The sequence below is a fragment of the Microvirga zambiensis WSM3693 genome (assembly GCF_016735695.1).
In the GTDB taxonomy this organism is placed as follows: domain Bacteria; phylum Pseudomonadota; class Alphaproteobacteria; order Rhizobiales; family Beijerinckiaceae; genus Microvirga; species Microvirga zambiensis.
In genome coordinates this window covers 381,618-400,100 of the sequence record NZ_JAERQD010000001.1, presented here as the reverse complement: position 1 = coordinate 400,100, position 18,483 = coordinate 381,618, and the positions used below count along the sequence as shown (strand labels likewise).

20 protein-coding genes, 1 tRNA gene and 1 pseudogene are annotated in these 18,483 nt (G+C 65.2%); 12 read left to right on the top strand and 10 right to left on the bottom strand.

Annotation, left to right across the window (positions count from 1 at the left end; translation table 11 throughout):
* Positions 1–196: 196 nt before the first annotated feature.
* Positions 197–613 (bottom strand): VOC family protein, encoded by a 417-nt coding sequence (locus tag JKL46_RS02070; RefSeq protein WP_201829722.1) that lies wholly within the window; start codon positions 611–613, stop codon positions 197–199.
* Positions 614–718: 105 nt separating this feature from the next.
* Between JKL46_RS02070 and JKL46_RS02065 the strand changes: the two genes are divergently transcribed.
* Positions 719–1,360, top strand: a complete 642-nt coding sequence (locus tag JKL46_RS02065; RefSeq protein ID WP_201829721.1) for a uracil-DNA glycosylase family protein — start codon at positions 719–721, stop codon at positions 1,358–1,360.
* A gap of 97 nt (positions 1,361–1,457) precedes the next feature.
* On the opposite strand, the gene JKL46_RS02060 is transcribed toward JKL46_RS02065, so the two are convergent.
* On the bottom strand, positions 1,458–1,673 hold the full coding sequence (locus JKL46_RS02060) for a hypothetical protein (protein ID WP_201829720.1): 216 nt from the start codon (positions 1,671–1,673) through the stop codon (positions 1,458–1,460).
* Positions 1,674–1,782: 109 nt separating this feature from the next.
* On the opposite strand from JKL46_RS02060, the gene JKL46_RS02055 reads away from it, so the two are divergent.
* From JKL46_RS02055 to JKL46_RS02040, 4 genes are all read left to right on the top strand, one after another.
* Positions 1,783–2,130, top strand: a complete 348-nt coding sequence (locus tag JKL46_RS02055; protein ID WP_201829719.1) for a hypothetical protein — start codon at positions 1,783–1,785, stop codon at positions 2,128–2,130.
* A 137-nt stretch (positions 2,131–2,267) separates the two neighbouring features.
* Positions 2,268–3,059 carry an enoyl-CoA hydratase-related protein gene (locus JKL46_RS02050; RefSeq protein WP_201829718.1) on the top strand — a complete coding sequence of 264 codons (792 nt, stop codon included), beginning with the start codon at positions 2,268–2,270 and terminating at the stop codon, positions 3,057–3,059.
* Between the two features lie 12 nt (positions 3,060–3,071).
* Positions 3,072–3,278 carry a hypothetical protein gene (locus JKL46_RS02045; protein WP_201829717.1) on the top strand — a complete coding sequence of 69 codons (207 nt, stop codon included), beginning with the start codon at positions 3,072–3,074 and terminating at the stop codon, positions 3,276–3,278.
* Positions 3,279–3,576: 298 nt separating this feature from the next.
* Positions 3,577–5,796, top strand: a complete 2,220-nt coding sequence (locus JKL46_RS02040; RefSeq protein WP_201829716.1) for a caspase family protein — start codon at positions 3,577–3,579, stop codon at positions 5,794–5,796.
* Positions 5,797–5,859: 63 nt separating this feature from the next.
* Here JKL46_RS02040 and JKL46_RS02035 read toward each other — a convergent pair.
* The 3 genes and pseudogenes from JKL46_RS02035 to moaA all read right to left on the bottom strand — a co-directional run.
* Positions 5,860–6,738 (bottom strand): annotated as a pseudogene (locus JKL46_RS02035) (NAD(P)-dependent oxidoreductase); the annotation flags it as partial.
* A 390-nt stretch (positions 6,739–7,128) separates the two neighbouring features.
* Positions 7,129–7,914 carry an ABC transporter substrate-binding protein gene (locus JKL46_RS02030; RefSeq protein WP_201829714.1) on the bottom strand — a complete coding sequence of 262 codons (786 nt, stop codon included), beginning with the start codon at positions 7,912–7,914 and terminating at the stop codon, positions 7,129–7,131.
* A gap of 30 nt (positions 7,915–7,944) precedes the next feature.
* Positions 7,945–8,982: a GTP 3',8-cyclase MoaA gene (moaA, locus tag JKL46_RS02025; protein WP_201829713.1), complete on the bottom strand. Its 1,038-nt coding sequence runs from the start codon at positions 8,980–8,982 to the stop codon at positions 7,945–7,947.
* Between the two features lie 94 nt (positions 8,983–9,076).
* On the opposite strand from moaA, the gene JKL46_RS02020 reads away from it, so the two are divergent.
* Positions 9,077–9,445, top strand: a complete 369-nt coding sequence (locus JKL46_RS02020) for a gamma-butyrobetaine hydroxylase family protein (protein WP_201829712.1) — start codon at positions 9,077–9,079, stop codon at positions 9,443–9,445.
* Positions 9,446–9,576: 131 nt separating this feature from the next.
* On the opposite strand, the gene JKL46_RS02015 is transcribed toward JKL46_RS02020, so the two are convergent.
* The gene (locus JKL46_RS02015; RefSeq protein ID WP_201829711.1) at positions 9,577–10,161 is read right to left on the bottom strand and encodes a L,D-transpeptidase; all 585 of its coding nucleotides are present in this window, start codon (positions 10,159–10,161) and stop codon (positions 9,577–9,579) included.
* A gap of 261 nt (positions 10,162–10,422) precedes the next feature.
* On the opposite strand from JKL46_RS02015, the gene JKL46_RS02010 reads away from it, so the two are divergent.
* Positions 10,423–10,497 (top strand) — tRNA-Val (locus tag JKL46_RS02010).
* Positions 10,498–10,565: 68 nt separating this feature from the next.
* On the opposite strand, the gene JKL46_RS02005 is transcribed toward JKL46_RS02010, so the two are convergent.
* Positions 10,566–11,267, bottom strand: a complete 702-nt coding sequence (locus tag JKL46_RS02005) for an HAD family hydrolase (RefSeq protein ID WP_201829710.1) — start codon at positions 11,265–11,267, stop codon at positions 10,566–10,568.
* A gap of 89 nt (positions 11,268–11,356) precedes the next feature.
* Between JKL46_RS02005 and JKL46_RS02000 the strand changes: the two genes are divergently transcribed.
* From JKL46_RS02000 to JKL46_RS01985, 4 genes are all read left to right on the top strand, one after another.
* Positions 11,357–11,827, top strand: coding sequence for a hypothetical protein (locus tag JKL46_RS02000; protein ID WP_201829709.1), 471 nt, complete (start codon positions 11,357–11,359; stop codon positions 11,825–11,827).
* A gap of 127 nt (positions 11,828–11,954) precedes the next feature.
* Positions 11,955–12,650, top strand: coding sequence for a ribose-5-phosphate isomerase RpiA (gene rpiA, locus JKL46_RS01995; RefSeq protein ID WP_201829708.1), 696 nt, complete (start codon positions 11,955–11,957; stop codon positions 12,648–12,650).
* Positions 12,651–12,680: 30 nt separating this feature from the next.
* Positions 12,681–13,178: a DUF2059 domain-containing protein gene (locus JKL46_RS01990; RefSeq protein ID WP_201829707.1), complete on the top strand. Its 498-nt coding sequence runs from the start codon at positions 12,681–12,683 to the stop codon at positions 13,176–13,178.
* Between the two features lie 197 nt (positions 13,179–13,375).
* Positions 13,376–13,699: a DUF2853 family protein gene (locus JKL46_RS01985; RefSeq protein WP_201829706.1), complete on the top strand. Its 324-nt coding sequence runs from the start codon at positions 13,376–13,378 to the stop codon at positions 13,697–13,699.
* A 121-nt stretch (positions 13,700–13,820) separates the two neighbouring features.
* Here the strand turns inward: JKL46_RS01985 and JKL46_RS01980 are convergent, their stop codons facing one another.
* The 3 genes from JKL46_RS01980 to JKL46_RS01970 all read right to left on the bottom strand — a co-directional run bounded on the left by JKL46_RS01980 (position 13,821) and on the right by JKL46_RS01970 (position 16,843).
* Entirely contained in the window at positions 13,821–15,320 is a 1,500-nt protein-coding gene (locus tag JKL46_RS01980; RefSeq protein WP_201829705.1) for a tripartite tricarboxylate transporter permease, read from the bottom strand.
* Between the two features lie 9 nt (positions 15,321–15,329).
* The gene (locus JKL46_RS01975; protein ID WP_201829704.1) at positions 15,330–15,803 is read right to left on the bottom strand and encodes a tripartite tricarboxylate transporter TctB family protein; all 474 of its coding nucleotides are present in this window, start codon (positions 15,801–15,803) and stop codon (positions 15,330–15,332) included.
* A gap of 68 nt (positions 15,804–15,871) precedes the next feature.
* Positions 15,872–16,843: a Bug family tripartite tricarboxylate transporter substrate binding protein gene (locus JKL46_RS01970; protein ID WP_201829703.1), complete on the bottom strand. Its 972-nt coding sequence runs from the start codon at positions 16,841–16,843 to the stop codon at positions 15,872–15,874.
* Between the two features lie 229 nt (positions 16,844–17,072).
* Between JKL46_RS01970 and gor the strand changes: the two genes are divergently transcribed.
* Positions 17,073–18,458: a glutathione-disulfide reductase gene (gene gor / locus JKL46_RS01965; RefSeq protein WP_201829702.1), complete on the top strand. Its 1,386-nt coding sequence runs from the start codon at positions 17,073–17,075 to the stop codon at positions 18,456–18,458.
* Positions 18,459–18,483: the final 25 nt, after the last annotated feature.

Sequence of the window (18,483 nt, the reverse complement as noted above, 5' to 3'; positions counted from 1 at the left end):
CAAACAAACCACACCGCGCCCCCCCCCCCCCCCCCCCCCCCCCCCGGGGGGGGGAGCCCCCGGGGGCCGGAGGGGGGGGCCCCACGCGCTTTCCGGATAGACCTGTGACCCCTCACCCGCCGCGCTGACGCGCGTCGACCTCTCCCCACCGGGGAGAGGTGAACCCGCGCCTCTCAATGAATGACGAGCCGGACGCTCAGGGCAGAAAAGCAGGATTCCAGACGATCTCCCAGACATGCCCGTCCGGATCCTGGAAATAGCCGGCATAGCCGCCGTAGAATGTGTCCTGGGCTTCCTTGAAGACGGTCGCGCCCGCTTTCCTGGCCTGCTCCATCGCCGCGTCGACCTCGCCCTTGCTGGCGACGTTATGGCCGATCGTGAACGCGGTCGGAGAGCGGGCGGTCTTCGGCAGGCCGGTATCGTAAGCGATGTCCTCCTGCGCCCAGACCGCCAGCTTCAATCCCGATTGCAGGTCGAAGAAGGCGACGGCGCCGTGTTCGAATTCCTTGCCGACGATGCCATCGGTCGCAAGCCCCAAGCCGTCGCGATAGAAGGCGACGGCCTTTTCGAGATCGTCGACACCGAGCGTCAGCACTGAAATGCGCGGTTTCATGGATCCTCCCGATGATCTCTGTCGCTCCCGATAGCAACAGGCTGCCACTCCGCGAGAGCGCCTGCAATCCTCGATAAATCTCGCTCCGATCCCCATCTGTCGGGAATGGATTCCCCACATAATTTCGAAGATCTCGCTGCGCAGCTTCGGGCGTGTCGCATCTGCCGCGATGCCCCGCGCTACGGCAAGGCGCTGCCGCATGAGCCGCGTCCGATCATCCAGGGCAGCGCCGCGGCGCGCCTGTGCATCGCCAGCCAGGCGCCGGGAACGCGGGCCCATGCGAGCGGCATCCCGTTCGACGATCGCTCCGGCACAAGGCTGCGGGACTGGCTCGGCATGGACAAGGCGACCTTCTACGATGCCTCGAAGGTCGCCATCGTGCCCATGGGCTCCTGCTTTCCCGGACAGGATGCGAAGGGCGGCGATCTCGGGCCGCGCCGGGAATGCGCTGAGGCCTGGCGCCAGCCGCTCTTCGAAGCGCTGCCCAATCTCGATCTCGTGCTTCTGATCGGCCAATACGCCCAGGCATGGCATCTCGGCGACGGCTTCAAGGACGGGCTGACCGAGACCGTCCGCCGCTGGCGGGACATCCTCAATAATCCGCAGAAGCCGCGCATCCTGCCCCTGCCGCATCCGTCCTGGCGCAACAACGGCTGGCTCAGGAATAACCCCTGGTTCGAGAGTGAACTGGTGCCCGTTCTCCAGCACGAGGTCTGTGTCATGCTCCAGCGAGATGGAAACTATTAGGAAATAAAAGTCGTTGAATTTACTTATAGTCAGAATAGAAAATATAATATAAATGCTAAATAATATTTTGGAACGATTTGAAATCTAAGTTGTTTTTCTAGTGAGAAATAGGTTTTTCATGAAAATTCATTATACCGATCGAGATGGCGATGTTTTCGCCGGGCGACACATGCGCAAGGTCCAGGCGAAGTGGGAACGATTGTCGATGTCGGACCTCGCGCAGATCAAGACAAAGGCCGAGCTCGTCGCTCGGGTCGAAGAGCATTACGGGCTGCCACATGAGGTAGCGGTCCGAGATGTCGAGCTCTGGCATCTGAATCGAAGCGCCTGATCGAACCGGACACCCGAAGGGCTATAGGGGGCTTAGCATCCGTCCGCGCATGCGCCTCGCACGGACGCGCGGAGGAAAAAGAGGACTCCCCATGAAAGCCCATCACTATGGTGTCGGAGACCATGTTCTTTATACGGAGCAGCGCTTCCCGCATCTGATCTGCAAGCAGCCCTACACCATCGTCGGGTGCCTGGATTCAAGGCGGTCCGAGCCGCAATATCAGATCCGATCCGTCAACCGGCCTTATGATTGTGTGGCCGGCGAGGATGAGCTCAGCCGCGATGCTTCCCCGATGAGTGCTTTCCGGCAGGTGGAAATCCCGGACTTCATGGATTGCAGCCGCGTGAGCGAGCCTGCGAATCTCAATCTCGTTCCCTGGCTGAGCCTGCCGCGCAGGGCCAGCCACAAGAACGAGCAGGCTCGCCTGTTGAGGCAGTAGTCTTACGATCCCTGAACATCCCGGAATAACAGGAGAGTCACGCTCTACCTTCAGTCCTTGGTCTGAATCGAACTTTGCCGGTTCTCTGCCCGGAGATCCGTACTATGTTCGAGCCCAGCCATAAGGAGCTTTGAGGCATGAGCCCGACCACCCTGCGCAGCACGATCGACGGTCCCGTCGGGACGATCATGCTGGCGCGCCCCGACAAGATGAACGCGTTCAACGACGTCATGCATGCGGAGCTGCGCGAGGCGCTCGATGCTTTCGAGCGCGACGAGACGGTGCGCGTGGTGGTGCTCACCGGGGAAGGGCGGGCGTTCTCGTCGGGGCAGGACCTGACGGTGGATCTCAAGCGCGACGAGAGGGGCCGCCTCGACCTCGGCCCTGCGCTTACCCGCGACTACAATCCGCTGGTGCTCAGGCTCTCCCATTATCCCAAGCCCATCATTGCCGCCCTGAACGGGCCGGCGGTGGGGGCGTCGATGAACATCGCGCTCGCCTGCGACATCGTCGTGGCGGCCCGCTCGGCCTATCTGCAGGAGGCCTTCGCCAAGATCGGCCTGATCCCGGATGCCGGCGGCACCTGGATCCTGCCGCGCCTCGTCGGCCCCAAGATCGCCCTCGCGCTCATGCTCAGCGCGGAGCCGGTTTCGGCCGAGGATGCCCAGCGCATGGGGCTCGTCTACAAGGTGTTCGACGATGCCTCCTTCACGGTGGATGTGGCGGCCTTTGCAGCAAGGCTTGCGGCCGGGCCGGGGCTCGCCTATCGCCTGACCAAGCAGGCGGTGGCGGAAAGCCTCGCCAATGATCTTCCCGCCCAGCTCGATCTCGAAGCCCGGCTTCAGAGCGAGGCGGGCTCCAGCGACGATTTCATGGAGGGCGTCGCCGCCTTCCGTGAGAAACGTCCGCCCCGGTTCGAGGGACGATAAGGAGCTTAACCGATGCGCCCCACCTACTGGATCCTCGGCCTCGCCACATTGAGCGTCGTGATCGGTCTCTTCATGTCGCGCGATCCCGAGCGGGCCGAGCGGCTCAACCAGATGTATCGCGACGCGGCGCTGACGGGCGAAACCCGCCAGCTGGTGCTCATGGGCCTCGCCCTCGCGATCGGCGCCTTCATCGTCTACCTGACCATGACCCGGCGGTGAAAAGGGTTTCTGCCCCTTAGCCCTCATCCTGAGGGCCGCCGGAGGCGGCGTCTCGAAGGACGAGGGCGGCTCCAGTGCACTTTGGAGCCTCCTTCGAGACGATCGCTTCGCGATCTCCTCAGGATGAGGCGGAGATTGATGAGCCGGCTTCTGAGGATGAGGGCGAGTGCGAGTATCTGTCTCCAAGCGTGCGTGATGCCTGACCTTACCTATCGTCCCGTTTTGTTCACGGGCCATTCAACTCTCCTGACCTTTTCTGTATGAAGGCCCGCATGATGGGTGAAAGGGTGCGTCAACCGTGTCTTTCCTGAAACGTGTTATCGTTTTTTCCGCGTTCGTCCTCACGGCCGTTCTCGGTGAGGCCTCCGTCGCCGCGGCGCAGGACCGTCTCGCTCTCGTGATCGGGCAGGGTGCCTATCAGGGGCGTCAGCTGCCGACAGCCGTGAACGATGCGGGCCTGATCGCCCAGTCCCTGACGAGCGCCGGCTTCGAGGTCGTCCAGGGCCGCGATCTCAACGCCAGCGACCTGCGCAGCCTCGTGCGCGACTTCCTCGACAAGGTGCAGGATCTCGAGCCTAACTCTACGGTCACGGTCTATCTGGCCGGCCATGGGGTGCAGCTCGAGGGCGAGAACTACCTGCTCCCCGTCGATGCCCGGATCGAGCGCGACGTGGACGTGCCGATCGAGGGCTTTCGCCTCTCCGATCTCGTCCGCTCGCTCGAGCGCAGCCCGGCGCAGGTGCGGGTGATCGTCGCCGACATGGCGCGGGACTATCCCCTCGGCTCGTCCGGTGAGCCCGTCGCCAAGGGCCTCGCGTTGATGGAGGCTCCGGCCGGCTTCCTGATGGCCTTCTCGTCCGCCCCGAACATCGTCGCCGCCGACGGGCAGGGGCCCTACGGTGCCTATGCGACCGCGCTCGCCGAGATGATCCGCCAGCCCGGCCTGCCCCTCGACGAGGTCTTCGCCCGCACCCGGCTGCGCACGCACGAGGCCACCAACGGCCAGCAGATTCCCTGGCACACCGCCAATCTCGGCAATGCCTCCTTCGCGTTCTTCGAGCAGGCGGAGGCAGGAGGCAGGCCGCTGGTGCGAGAGGTGCGCCGGATCGAGGATGTGCCCGCCGAGGAGGCCTATGCCATCGCCGTCGAGCGCGACACGATCCAGGGCTATCAGGACTTCCTGCGCCGCTACCCCGATCACCGTCTCGCCCGTCGCGTAACGGCTCTTCTCGCCGCCCGCCGCGAGGCGCTGGTCTGGCGCCGCACGCTGGCCAGCAACACGCGGGAGGCCTACTGGACCTATCTGCGCCATTACCCGAACGGCCCGCATGCCCCCGACAGCCGGCGCAGGCTCGCACGGCTCTCGGCGCCCTATGCGCCACCGGCCGTCTTCGACGAGGTGGTCTACGACGACCTGCCACCGCCTTTGCCTGAGGTCGAGCGCGTCGAGGTGGTCGAGGTCGTGACCATCATCCGCGACGTGCCGCCGCCGCGCACGCCGGCCTATCTTCTGCCGCGCTGGGACGAGGACGAGGAGTTCGTCACCATCATCCGCGAGCCGCCGCCGCCGCCCCTCATGGCCGGCGTGCTCCCGATCCCCATGGCGATCCCGGTTCCCTATCGGGCGCGGCCGCCGCGCTATTTCTATCAGCCGATCGCGCCCCGCACCCCGCGCGGGCCGGTTGCCATTCCCGTCGCCGCCCCGCCGGTCTTCGGAGCGCTCATGGGCGATGATGGCCCCCGCCCGCGCCGCGGCTTCCGGCCCGAGCAGCCGCGCGTGCCCCGGCAGCCGGGCCTTGCGGCTGTCGAGCCGATCCCGATCGTCGTCAACCCGCGGGCGCCGCGCGACGAACGAGGAATCCGCCCTGGCGAAGCGCCCAGGCCCCGTGCGTCCTTGCCGTCGCGACCGATCCCATTCCCGCAGGCCGGTGCCCCGCGTTCCGGAGAGCGGCCCGACCGGGATCGCGGCCCGCGGCCGATGAGGCCGGATCTCACGCCGCGCGAGGTCCGTCCTTCCGCGCCGGTGCGTGACGCTGCACGGCCCCGGGATCCGAGGCTCGATGCGGACGAGATCATGCCGCGGCAGCCGCGACCCCAAAGCCCGCCGATCCAGATCGAGCGTGAGCGTCCGGGCCGCGGCGACGCCGGTCGCGATCCGCGATTCGTGCCCGCGCCGCAGGCTCCCATCGTCGTCCGGCCGCCCAATGCCGCGCCGACGGAGGAGCGCCGTCCGCGCCGCGAGGCGGACATCCCCCGGCCTCGCATGGAACCTCGCCCAGAACCTCGCATGGAGCGCCGCGACGCGCCCGCATTCCAGCCGCGACCGATGCCGCGCATGGAGCAGCCGTCCCGCGAGGAGCGCGCCTTCCGCGAGCCGCCGCGACCCGCGCCTCAGCCGCGCATGCAGCCGCAGCAGGTTCGCCCTGCGCCCGCTCCGTCGGGCGGGGGGCGCCAGGGCGGCGGCAATGCCGAGCGCTGCCGGCCCGGTCGGCCCTGCGGAACGGAAGAGGTCCGCTGATACAAAAAGAAAGCGCCGGAACCGCGAGGCTCCGGCGCTTCGTTTTTCGGTGTGGATGGAAACTTACTTGTCGAGCCGCGCGATCAGGCTCGACGTGTCCCAGCGGCGGCCGCCCATCTTCTGCACGTCGGCATAGAACTGATCGACGAGGGCCGTGACCGGCAGGCTGGCGCCGTTCTTGCGCGCCTCGCCGAGGACGATCGACAAATCCTTGCGCATCCAGTCGACGGCGAAGCCGAAATCGAACTTGCCCTGGTTCATGGTCTTGCCGCGGTTCTCCATCTGCCAGGAGCCGGCGGCACCCTTGGAGATCACGTCGAGAACCGCCTCGATGTCGAGCCCGGCCTTCTTGCCGAAATGAACGCCCTCGGCGAGTCCCTGCACGAGGCCGGCGATGCAGATCTGGTTGATCATCTTGGTGAGCTGGCCGGAGCCGGCTGCTCCTAAAAGCCGCGAGGCGCGGGCAAAGCTCATGATCACCGGCTCGGCCTTGGCGTAGACATCCGCATCGCCGCCGCACATCACGGTCAGCACGCCGTTCTCGGCCCCTGCCTGTCCGCCGGAGACGGGAGCGTCGATGAAGGCAAAGCCCTTGTCCTTGGCGGCGGCATAAAGCTCTCGCGCCACCTCAGCCGAGGCGGTGGTATGGTCGACGAAGATCGTGCCCTTGCCCATGCCCTGGAAAGCGCCGTCGGCGCCGAGCGTCACCTGGCGCAGGTCGTCGTCGTTGCCGACGCAGGCGAAGACGATCTCCTGGCCCCGGGCGGCCTCGCGCGGGGTCGCGGCGGAGCGTCCGCCGTTCTCGGACACCCATTTCTCGGCCTTGGCCGCGGTGCGGTTATAGACCGTCACCTCATGTCCCTTCGACGCCAGATGCCGCGCCATGGGATAGCCCATCACGCCAAGCCCGAGAAATGCAACCTTCGCCATCGTCTGCTCCCTGAATTGCCGTTCGGTTCTAGCGCATCATGCCGAAAAAGGGACCCGGTTTTTCGGCACGTCATCGGTTCGCGCGGAACCGTGCTCATGTCATCCCCGGCGGCTGTAGGCTGGGAAGGGGATCCATAGCACCGAGCGTGTGGATGGATTGCCGTCCCCTTCGCTGCGCTCCGGCCGGGAATGACACCCTCCGCCGTCATGGCCGGGCTTGTCCCGGCCACCCACGCCTTCAGAATCCACCACGCTGCAAAGACGTGGGTCCCCGGGACAAGCCCGGGGAAGACGGCGAGTGTATTAAAAAGGGATGACGCTGAGGATGGGGATGACGCCAAGACTAAGGCCGGGAGACGCTGGAGGTCGGCCATGACGTCGGAGGGTGCGGGTGAAACGCCGCTACTTGATATCGAACGGAAAGTACTTGGCGCGGATCTGATCGTAGGTGCCGTCCGCCTTCACCTGCGCGATGGCGCGGTTGAAGCGCTCGCGGAGATCCTCGTCTTCCTTGCGCAGGCCGATGCCGTAGGATTCGCGCTTGTAGGCCGGCTCCGCCGGTGCGTCGCCGATGATCTGGCAGCAGGCGCCCTCGCGGGTGCCGAGGAATTTCGACAACAGCAATTCGTCGGCGAACACGGCATCGATGCGCCCGACGAGAAGATCGAGATTGGCTTCCTCCGCCTTGGCGTAGAGGACGACTTCCGAGTTTTTGTAGAAGGTCTTGAGATAGGCCTCGTGGTCGGTGCGCTCGATGGTGCCGATCTTCTTGCCCGCCATCGCCGCCGGCGTGACCGCGCCGGGCGCCGTTTCCTTGGAGCCGATGAACACCGCCGGGATGCGGTAATACGGGTCCGAAAACGCGATCCGCTTCTGGCGCCGCTCGGTGATCTCGAGCGATGACATCACCGCATCGTATTCCCGGTTCACGAGCGCACGCAGGATGCCGTCCCATTCGTGCTGAACGAGCTCGCATTCCGCGTTCATGACCTCGCAGAGGCGCTTCAGCAGATCGACCTCGAAGCCCTGCAGCTCGTTGTTGGCATCGATATAGTTGAAAGGCGGATAGGCGCCTTCCACGGCGATCCGGAGTGCAGGCTTCTGCTGCGAGGCGCTTTCCTCGGCAGAAGCGGCGGTCACGCCGAGCGCGAGCATCGCCGATGCGAGGATGGCCAGCTTATGATTCAACGGGGGAACGCGTGTACGCATGGATCGGGCCTAACCGCCTGTAACGCTCATATGGCGGCTCAGCGCAGGGCGGGCGTGGCGCCGGTCGATGATGAAGTCGTGCCCTTTGGGCTTGCGGGCGATGGCCTCGACGATCGCCTGCCGAAGCGGCTCGTCGCTCTCCGAGGCGCGCACGGGAGCGCGCAGGTCGGCGGCGTCTTCCTGGCCGAGGCACATGAAGAGCTGGCCGGTGCAGGTGAGACGCACCCGGTTGCAGCTTTCGCAGAAATTGTGGGTCATCGGCGTGATGAAGCCGAGCCGTCCTCCGGTCTCCTGCACGCGCATGTAGCGGGCAGGTCCCCCGGTGCGGTCGTCGAGGTCGGAGAGCGTATAGCGCGACGCCAGGCGCGCCCGTACCAGCGAGAGCGGCAGGAACTGGTCGATGCGCTGCCCGTCGATCTCGCCGAGCGGCATGACCTCGATCAGGGTCAGGTCCATGGCGCGGCCGTGGGCCCATTCCAGCAGGGTTTCGATCTCCTCCTCGTTCACCCCCTTGAGCGCGACGGTGTTGATCTTCACCTTGAGCCCGGCCTCCTGCGCGGCATCGATCCCCTGCAGCACCTTCGCGAGATCGCCCCAGCGCGTGATGCGGTGGAACTTGTCCGCATCGAGGGTATCGAGGGAGACGTTGATCCGCCTCACGCCGCAGGCGGCGAGGTCTTTCGCATGGCGGGCGAGCTGTGAGCCGTTTGTGGTGACGGTGAGCTCGTCGAGATCGCCCGCGTCCAGATGGCGGGCGAGGGAGCCGAAGAGCTTCATGATGTCCCGCCGCACCAGCGGCTCGCCGCCGGTGATGCGAAGCTTGCGCACGCCCTGGGCGACGAAGGTCGAGCAGATGCGGTCGAGCTCCTCGAGCGTGAGGAGGTCGCGCTTGGGCAGGAAGGCCATGTCCTCGGACATGCAATAGACGCAGCGAAAATCGCAGCGGTCCGTCACCGAAACGCGCAGATAGGTGATCGCCCGGCCAAACGGGTCCAACAGGGCCCGGCCGGTGTCGGAGTTCTCGAGATGAGCCGGGATGACTCCCATGGCGGAGAAGTCCTTGTTCGCGCGGCAGTTTACCGTCAACGTGATGATCAAGCAGTTAGCGTGGAATCGTATAGCAGGGAAGGGGTTTGAGGCTATGACATCTGAGCGCTGGCCAACGGAATTGCGCCTGGGCAAGAACAAGCGCAGCCTGCGGGTGACTTTCGATGACGGCACAACCTTCGATCTTTCCGCGGAGTACCTGCGGGTGAGCAGCCCCTCGGCCGAGGTTCAGGGTCACAGCCCCGCCGAGCGCAAGACGGTGCCGGGCAAGCGCAATGTCGAGATCATCGGCGTGGAGCCGGTAGGCAATTACGCCGTCAAGCTCGTCTTCGACGACATGCACGACACCGGAATCTATGGCTGGGATTATCTCTACCGGCTCGGAGCGGAGCAGGGGGAGAAGTGGCAGGCCTATCTCGACGAGCTGGCTGCCAAGGGCCTGTCGCGGGACAAGGTGCGGTGAAGACGATGCCGACACCCTCCATGTCATCACCGGCCTTGTGCCGGTGATCTCGATACGAAAGGCGCTGCGTTTCACAGAATCGAGATGGCCGGGACGAGCCCGGCCATGACGTGCAGGTGGGTGAATGACCCTCAGCGCTGGACGACGACCCGCGCGCCGACCTTGGCGCGGCTGTAGAGGTCCATCACGTCCTCGTTGGTCATGCGGATGCAGCCGGAGGAGACCGCCTCGCCGATGGTTTCCGGCTCGTTGGAGCCGTGGATGCGGTAGATGGTGCTGCCGATATAGAGGGCGCGGGCGCCGAGCGGATTGTCGGGACCGCCCTTCATGTAGCGCGGCAGGTCGGGACGGCGCTTCAGCATGGAGGCCGGCGGACGCCAATCCGGCCATTCGCGCTTCATGGTGACGGAATGGCTGCCGCCCCAGGTGAAGCCCGGGCGGCCGACGCCGACGCCGTACTGCATAGCCTGGCCGTTGCCGAGCACGTAATACAGGCGGCGCTCGCTCGTGGACACGACGATGGTGCCGGGCGCGTGGCGGCCGGTATAGGTCACCACCTGGCGTGGGATCGCCGAGGCCTGGGGCCTGTAGGTCTCTTCAGCGCTGTAAAGCGGCTGGCGGGTGAGTGGATCGATTGCCGTGAATGCCGCAGCCGGCGTCGCGAGAGCGACGGAGGCGCAGGCTAGCCCGAAAAGGGCAGCGCTTGTGCGTCCCATAATAGCCTCAGATAAGACATTGTTGATGGCAGGTCCTACAATTGCTCAACGCAACAGCCCCGCTTCGGATCCAATGTTTATCAAGGTTCTGCTATAAAATCCTAGTGGGCCGAAGCCTCATTCCCGCCACATCGTAAGCGAGCGGTTAAAGACACGGCGCCACAATTCGGGTTCGCAAAAACGGGTTCGCAAAAACTTGGGTCCCAAGCAGCTTCTTTGGCTTGACGCAAGGGGTTAAGCGCCTTTAGAAGGCCCTTGTCAGGGCGCGTAGCTCAGCGGGAGAGCATTCGCTTCACACGCGAAGGGTCACAGGTTCAATCCCTGTCGCGCCCACCATTCCTTCCTGACGGCAAGCTTCACTTTTTCGTGTGCGCGGGATCGTTTCGCGCGCGAGCGTTGTCGCGTCAGGCCGCAAGCGGCCGCATGACTGCCCGGACCGCGGCGAACAGCTCGTCGAAATGGTTGATGACGAGATCCGGTTTAAGCTCGCGCACCGGCACGTCCGTATAGCCGAACGGCACGGCGATCGATGGAATGCCGGCATTCTGCGCCGTGACGATATCCGTCCGGGAATCGCCGATCATCACCGCCCGCGCCGGATTGCCGCCGGCCCGCTCGATCGTCAGGGTCAGGTGGCGCGGGTCGGGCTTGAAGTAGGGGAAGGTGTCGCGGCCGCAATTGGCGGCAAAGCGGTGGCCGACGCCGAGCTCGTCCAGAAGCTTGATCGAGTGCTCCTCCATCTTGTTGGTGCAGACCGCGAGGATGAAGCCCGCCTGCTCCAGCCTGCCGAGGGCCTCGAGAACGCCCGGATAGAGCCGCGTCTGGACGCAGATATTCTCTCCGTAATGGACCATGAACTGCTTGAACAGCTCGTCCAGATAATCCGGCGTCAGCTCCTTGCCGGCGGCCTCGAAGCCGCGCTGGATCAGGGCGCGGGCGCCGGCGCCGATCATGTCGCGCGCCTTCGACACGGGCAGGGGAGCCAGCCCCTCCTGTTTGAGGATCACGTTCAGGGTCCCGACGAGGTCGCCGGCCGTATCGGCCAGGGTACCATCGAGGTCGAAGACGGCGATGGGCGAGACGATGTGCGGGATATCAATGGCCATGAAGGTCGGCTACCTGCTGGAGGCAAGGGAATCAAGCTTTGGGATGATATGGTCTTAAGGTTGATTCGTTCTTACCAATGGAGTGATGGATGCGGCCCCTTGGTTCCGCGGCGTTGATTTCTGCGGCGTTGTTTTCGGCAACCTTGGCGCTGGGAGGCCTTGTCGGCCCCGCGCTGGCTGCTCCTTATGATTTCGTCCCCGCACCCCAGACCGATCTGAACCGGATTTACCGGATCGACCGGATCACGGGCGAGGTGAGCTCCTGCCAGTATGGACTACAGGAAGGCACAATTGGGGTGACGCTGTGCTTCAGCGCGGGCGACGGCGCCGGGCCCCAGACGCCCGGGGAATACGGACTGGTCGCATCCCGCCACGAGCGGGAGGGCGGCATCTTCCGGGTCAATTACCGGACCGGCCAGATGAGCATCTGCTACGTCTTCGACGAGCGGGTGGTGTGCACCCCCCAGACGACCCCATCGCCTGCCACCTCGTCGGCCGCGGCACCGGTGGCCACGCCGAGCGTCAATCCGGGCACCGGGGCCTCGCCGCAGCGTCCCTGACCATCGGAGCGGCAATTTCCTGCACCCATGGGGCATGAAACGTTCTTTCTTCAAACCGCCCTGGCATGCTAGAGGCGAGAAAAAGCCTCCGGGCGGGCCAGGGCGGACGCATTCTTAGAGGATTTCAGTGAGCGACAATCTCAAGCGCGCTGCGGCCGAGAGGGCTGCCGAGCTCGTCACCGACGGCATGAGGCTTGGTCTCGGCACCGGCTCCACGGCGGCGCATTTCGTCGCCGCCATCGGCGAGCGGGTCCGGGGCGGTCTCAAGGTGGTGGGCGTTCCCACCTCCGAGGCGACCCGTGACCAGGCGCAGCGCGAGGGGATTCCCTTGTCCACCCTCGACGAGACGCCCGACCTCGACCTGACGGTCGACGGCGCCGACGAGCTCGACGACGATCTGCGCCTGATCAAGGGCGGCGGCGGCGCGCTCCTGCGGGAGAAGATCGTCGCTTCCGCCAGCCAGCGGATGATCGTCATCGCCGACGCCTCGAAGCATGTGACGAAGCTCGGCCGCTTTCCGCTCCCCATCGAGGTGGTGCCCTTCGGCCTCACCGCCACCGAGCGGGCCATCGTCAGGCTCCTGGACAGCCTCGGGATGACCGGCGAGCTGCGCCTGCGCCATGCCCCCGACGGCGCTCCTTACGTCACCGACGGCGGCCATTTCATCCTCGATGCGCATCTCGAGCGCATCGACAAGCCGAACGTGCTCGCTTCGACGCTGAACAACATTCCCGGCGTCGTCGAGCACGGTCTTTTCCTGGGCCTTGCCACCGGCGCGATCCTCGCCACGGCTGACGGGCTCGTCGAACTCGGTCAGCTCTGACCCTAAGCTATGACGATTGGAGCCACTTCTATGAACCTCATCACCCGCCTGGCTGCGACCTCGGTCGCGCTGTTCATGCTCGCCAGCCCCGCCTTCGCCCAGACCCAGCCGAGCGCGAGCCATCTCGCACTCGCCCGCGAGGTCGCCATCAGCTCCGGCATGACCCGTTCCTTCGACTCCATGTCCGAGCCTTTCCTCGAGCAGCTGCAGCAGATGAACGTGACCCGTCCCGAGATCCGGCAGGATCTGCAGCAGGTCGTCGCCACCATCCGGCCGGAGCTCGAGCAGCAGAAGCAGAAGATGATCGACAATGCGGCCAGGGCTTTCGCCGCCCGCCTGACCGAAGCCGAGCTGAAGGACATCTCGACCTTCTACAAGTCTCCGGCCGGCGTGAAATACGTACAGGTCCAGCCGGGCGTGCTCGACGACATCGTGCGCGACCTCGCCACCTGGACCCAGCAGACGGCCGAGTTCATCATGACCCGCGCCCGCGAGGAAATGGGCAAGCGTGGCCATCAGCTGAACTGACAATCCTCAGCTTCGATACAGAAAGCCCGGCTCGCCGGGCTTTTTCTTTTGCGGATGCCGTCCTTGCCGCTGCCAAGCTCGGCGCTACCCTTTCTCGGCAGGGCTTCTCATCGCCATGGTCGGGCCCTCGTGCCCGGCCCGACAGAGGAAGCCTTCCGACCCTGCTCGTCGATGCAGGGGCCACGAAGGAGTGGAGCATGGCTGAAGATTGGGCTGTCGACGTCAAGAAATATGCCCCGAATGCCGATGACAAGGCGATTGCCGGACTCGTGCGGTATCTCGGCATTGCACTGCAGAATCGCGATTCCGCCCTGGTCTCGTTCTCGGACAAGGATGAAGTGACGCGGGTGCGCGACAACTTCCTGAAGAAGAAGCTCGGGCTGACGGCGCCCGATTCCGAATTGGACAAGGCCATTACGGCCGTCGGAGAAAAGCTGAAGGGCGACCGCAGCAAGAACCGGGTGACGGTCTATTACCTGCTCGCCGACCAGTATGGGAAACTGTCGGCCTTCTCGGCGTAGAGCTCACCTGCCACGTCATCACCGGCCTCGTGCCGGTGATCCCGACCCGAAAGGCGTGGCGCTTCACCGTATCGAGATGGCCGGCCCAAGGCCGGCCATGACGTGGGAAGTGCTGTTCGTTTTAATCCTCGACCGCCTTGAAGCGGCTCAATCCCTTCAGGAAGAAGGGCAGGATGAGAGCGATCGCGGCGATGACGAGGAGCGTCGCCGAGATCGGGCTCTGCATCAGCACCATCGGGTCGCCGAGGCTGATCGAGAGGGCCCGCCGCAGCTGGCTTTCCGCGATCGGGCCGAGGATCAGGCCGACCACGACCGGTGCGATCGGGAAGTCGAAGCGACGCATCAGGAAGCCGAGCACGCCGAAGATCGTGAGCATGATCAGCTCGACCGGCGACGGGTTTGCCGCGATCGTGCCCATGGTGGCGAAGACCAGAATGCCGGCATAGAGCCAGGGCTGCGGGATCGCGAGCAGCTTCACCCACAGGCCGACCAGCGGCAGGTTCAGCACCAGCAGCATGGCATTGGCGATGAACAGGCTGGCGATCAGGCCCCAGACGAGATTCGGCTGGTCGGCGAAGAGCAGCGGGCCGGGATTGAGGCCGTATTGCTGGAAGCCGGCCAGCATCATCGCCGCCGTCGCCGAGGTCGGCAGGCCGAGAGTCAGCAGCGGCACGAGCGTGCCGGCCGCAGCCGCGTTGTTGGCGGCTTCCGGACCGGCGACGCCTTCGATGGCACCCTTGCCGAATTCATCGGGATACTTCGTCAGCCGCTTCTCGGTGGAATAGGACAGGAAGGTCGGGATTTCCGCGCCGCCGGCGGGAAGCGCGCCGATGGGGAAGCCGAAGGCGGTTCCGCGCAGCCAGGGCTTCCAGGAACGCTTCCAATCCTCCTTGGTCATCCAGAGCGAGCCCCGGACCGCTTCGAGCTTCTCCTCGTGCACGTGCCGGCGCGAGGCGACGTAGAGCGCTTCGCCGACCGCGAAGAGACCGACGGCGAGCGTCGTCACCTCGATGTTGTCGTAGAGTTCCGGCACGCCGAAGCTCAGGCGCGACTGGCCGGAAAGGATGTCGATGCCGATCAGGCCGAGCAGCAGGCCGATGGCCAGGCTGGTGAGGCCGCGCACCGGTGAATCGCCGAAGGTGGCCGAGACGGTGACGAAGGCCACGCACATGAGCGCGAAATAATCTTCCGGCCCGAAGCTGACGGCGATGTCGACCAGATAGGGAGCGAGGAAGGTCAGGCCGAGCGTCGCGATGGTGCCGGCGACGAAGGAGCCGATGGCGGCGGTGGCGAGCGCGGGGCCGCCGCGGCCGGCCTTGGCCATCTTGTTGCCTTCGAGGGCCGTGGCCATCGAGGCGCTTTCTCCGGGGGTATTAATCAGGATCGCAGTGGTCGAGCCGCCATACATGCCGCCGTAATAGATGCCGGCGAACATGATGATCGAGCCCGCCGGATCGAGCTTGAAGGTGATCGGCAAAAGCAGCGCCACGGTGAGCGCCGGGCCGATGCCGGGCAGCACGCCGACGGCGGTGCCGAGCAGGACGCCGATGAGGGCGAAGAGCAGGTTCATCGGCTGGATCGCGACGGACAGGCCGTTGGCGAGAGAGACGAAGGCTTCCATGGCGAGGCCTCAGAAAAGCCGCTCGAGCGGACCTGCCGGAAGCGACAGGGTCAGGAGCTTGGCGAAAAGCACATAGACGAAGACGGCGATCACCGCGCCGATGATGAAATCGGTCACGAAGGCCCGGCGTCCGAACGCGGTGGAGGTGGTCGCGAACAGCAGGGCGGTGCCGATCATGAAGCCGCCGCCGACGGCGATCAGGATGATCAGGGCCGCGAGGCCGCCGAGGATCAGGACGATCGGGGTCCAGTCGAGGCTGTCGCGGGCCGGCAGGTCGCCGCGCAGGGCGCCGATGGCGTTGCCGATGGCGAGCAGCACCAGGCCGCCCGAGACCACGATGGGCATGACCTTGGGGCCGAGATCATAGGGAGATAAAATCTGGAGCTTGGTCATGTCCCACCAGACGATGCCGGCCAGGACGAGAAGAATGAGGGCGATGGCGAGACCCGCCACGTCGACGCGCCGTCGAGGAGATGTGCTCATGGAATATCCCAAAAAAGAAGCGCCGCGCTCCGAGAACGCGGCGCTTCCAACCGGCTTTATCGTGAAATTTAGGACTTCACCAGTCCCACCGCAGTGAGCACTTCTTTCGTGCGCGTCTGCTCATCCGCAAGAATCTTGGCGAAGGCGTCGCCCGAGATGTAGGCGTCCTCCCAGCCCTTGGCCTTCAGGATCTCCTGCCACTCCTTCGACTTCGCCAGCTTGTCGACGACCTCGGTCAGAGCCTTCTTCTGGTCGGCGGAGATGCCGGGAGGGGCGACGACCGCACGCCAGTTGGCGATCTCGAGGTCGATGCCCTGCTCCTTGATGGACGGAACGTCCACATTCGCCGTCTTCTTGGCCGAGGTCAGGCCGATCAGGCGCAGCTTGCCCGCCTTCACCTGGCTCTCGAACTCACCGTAGCCGGAGATGCCGGCCGTCACCTTGCCGCCGAGGATGGCCGCGAGGGCTTCGCCGCCGCCGGAGAAGGGGATGTAGTTGATCTTGGTCGGATCGGCACCCGCCGCCTTGGCGAAGAGCGCCGCGGCGATGTGGTCGACGCCGCCGGCCGAGCCGCCGGCCCAGGTCACCTTGGCCGGATCGGCCTTGATGGCCGCGGCGAGATCCTTGGCGTCCTTGATCGGCGAGTTGGCCGGAACCACGATCGCCTCGTATTCCGTCGTCAGGCGGGCGATCGGCGTGGTCTGAGCGAGGGTGACGGGCGAATTGTTGGTCAGCAGAGCGCCCACCATCACGTAGCCCATGACCATGAGCTGGTTGCCGTCGCCCTTGGAATTGTTGACGAGCTGGGCGATGCCGATGGAGCCGCCGGCGCCCGGGACGTTCGTGACCTGCACGCTCTTGGCGGTACCGGACTGGGTGAGGGCCTGCTGCATCGAGCGGGCAGTCTGGTCCCAGCCGCCGCCGGGCGCTGCCGGAGCCATGATCTTGAGCTCCATCTGAGCTGCGGCCGATGTCACGAATCCTGCCACGGCCGCCGCAGCAATCGCGCTGCGCCAAAGACCTTTGCGGAACTGGCTCATTAGTTTCCTCCGTTGGCGCTGAAAGTGGGTCAGCGCGTCCGGGGCAGACCCTAATGAGGGAACGGAGGAGCGGCAAGCGCCTTGCACCTTTATCGCCGTTGAACCTTAGCGTAAGAGCTTCTCCTTTCGGCGAGCAGCCATGTCCCGGAAGCAGAGCTGGCGGGCGACTTCGCCCGAAACCGTTCTTATATGAATGGTTCTGAGACAAGAATTGAGCGGAGACCGCACCATGTCGTCATTCGATGTTGACCTCTTCGTGATCGGAGGCGGCTCCGGCGGCGTGCGTGCGGCGCGGATCGCGGCCGGATACGGCGCGAAGGTCATGCTGGCGGAGGAGTATCGCGTCGGCGGCACCTGCGTGATCCGCGGCTGCGTGCCGAAGAAGCTGCTGGTCTATGCCAGCCGCTTCGCCGACGATTTCCACGATGCGGAGGGCTTCGGCTGGAGCCTTGGCGAGGCCCGCTTCGACTGGGCGACCCTGATCCGCAACAAGGACAAGGAGATCGACAGGCTGGAGGGTATCTATCGCACCAATCTCGACAAGGCCGGCGTCGAGATCGTCGACAGCCGCGCCGTGATCGAGGACGCGCATACGGTCCATCTTCTGAAGTCCGGCGCCCGCATCCGAGCTCGCTATATCCTGGTGGCGGTCGGAGCCCATCCGGTCCTGGAGCCTGTCATTCCCGGCGGCGACCTCGGCATCACCTCGAACGAAGTCTTCCATTTGGAAAGCCTGCCGAAGCGCATCCTGGTGGTCGGCGGCGGCTACATTGCGGTCGAATTCGCCGGCGTATTTGCCGGCCTCGGCAGCGAGGTCACGCTCCTGCACCGGGGTGAGAAGCTCCTGCGCGGCTTCGACGAGGATGTGCGCGATGCGCTCGGCGAGGCCTATGCTCAGCGCGGCATCGGGCTTGCCCTCGGAAAAACTCTCACGAGCCTAGAAAAGACGGCCGAGGGCATCGCCGCGACCCTGTCGGACGGTTCCATCCTCACGGTCGACCAGGTTCTCGTCGCCACAGGCCGTCGCCCCAACACCAAGGGGCTCGGGCTGGAGAACGCGGGCATCACCGTCGACGAGGTCGGCGCCATCCCGGTCGACGGCTATTCCCAGACCCTCACCCCGTCGATCTACGCCGTGGGCGACGTCACCAACCGGGCCAACCTGACTCCCATCGCCATCCGCGAGGGCCATGCCTTCGCGGACACGGTCTTCGGCGGCAAGCCGACCATGGTCGAGCATGATCTGATCCCCACCGCCGTCTTCTCGACCCCGGAGATCGGCGTCATCGGCTGCGGCGAGGATGCGGCGCGCGCGATCTATGGCGAGATCGACGTCTACAAGACCGCCTTCCGGCCCATGAAGGGCACGCTCTCCGGCGGCAAAGACCGGGTCTTCATGAAGCTCATCGTCGAGAAGGCCACCGACAAGGTGCGGGGTGTGCACGTCATGGGCCATGACGCGGGCGAGATGATCCAGCTCGCCGGCATCGCCGTGACCATGGGCGCCACCAAGGCCGACTTCGACCGCACCGTCGCCGTTCACCCAACGGCAGCTGAAGAGCTGGTGACCATGCGCACGCCGGTGATCGTCAAGAAGCCGGTGGCTGTGGGGTGATCGGTCAGGGGGTTCAACACATCCT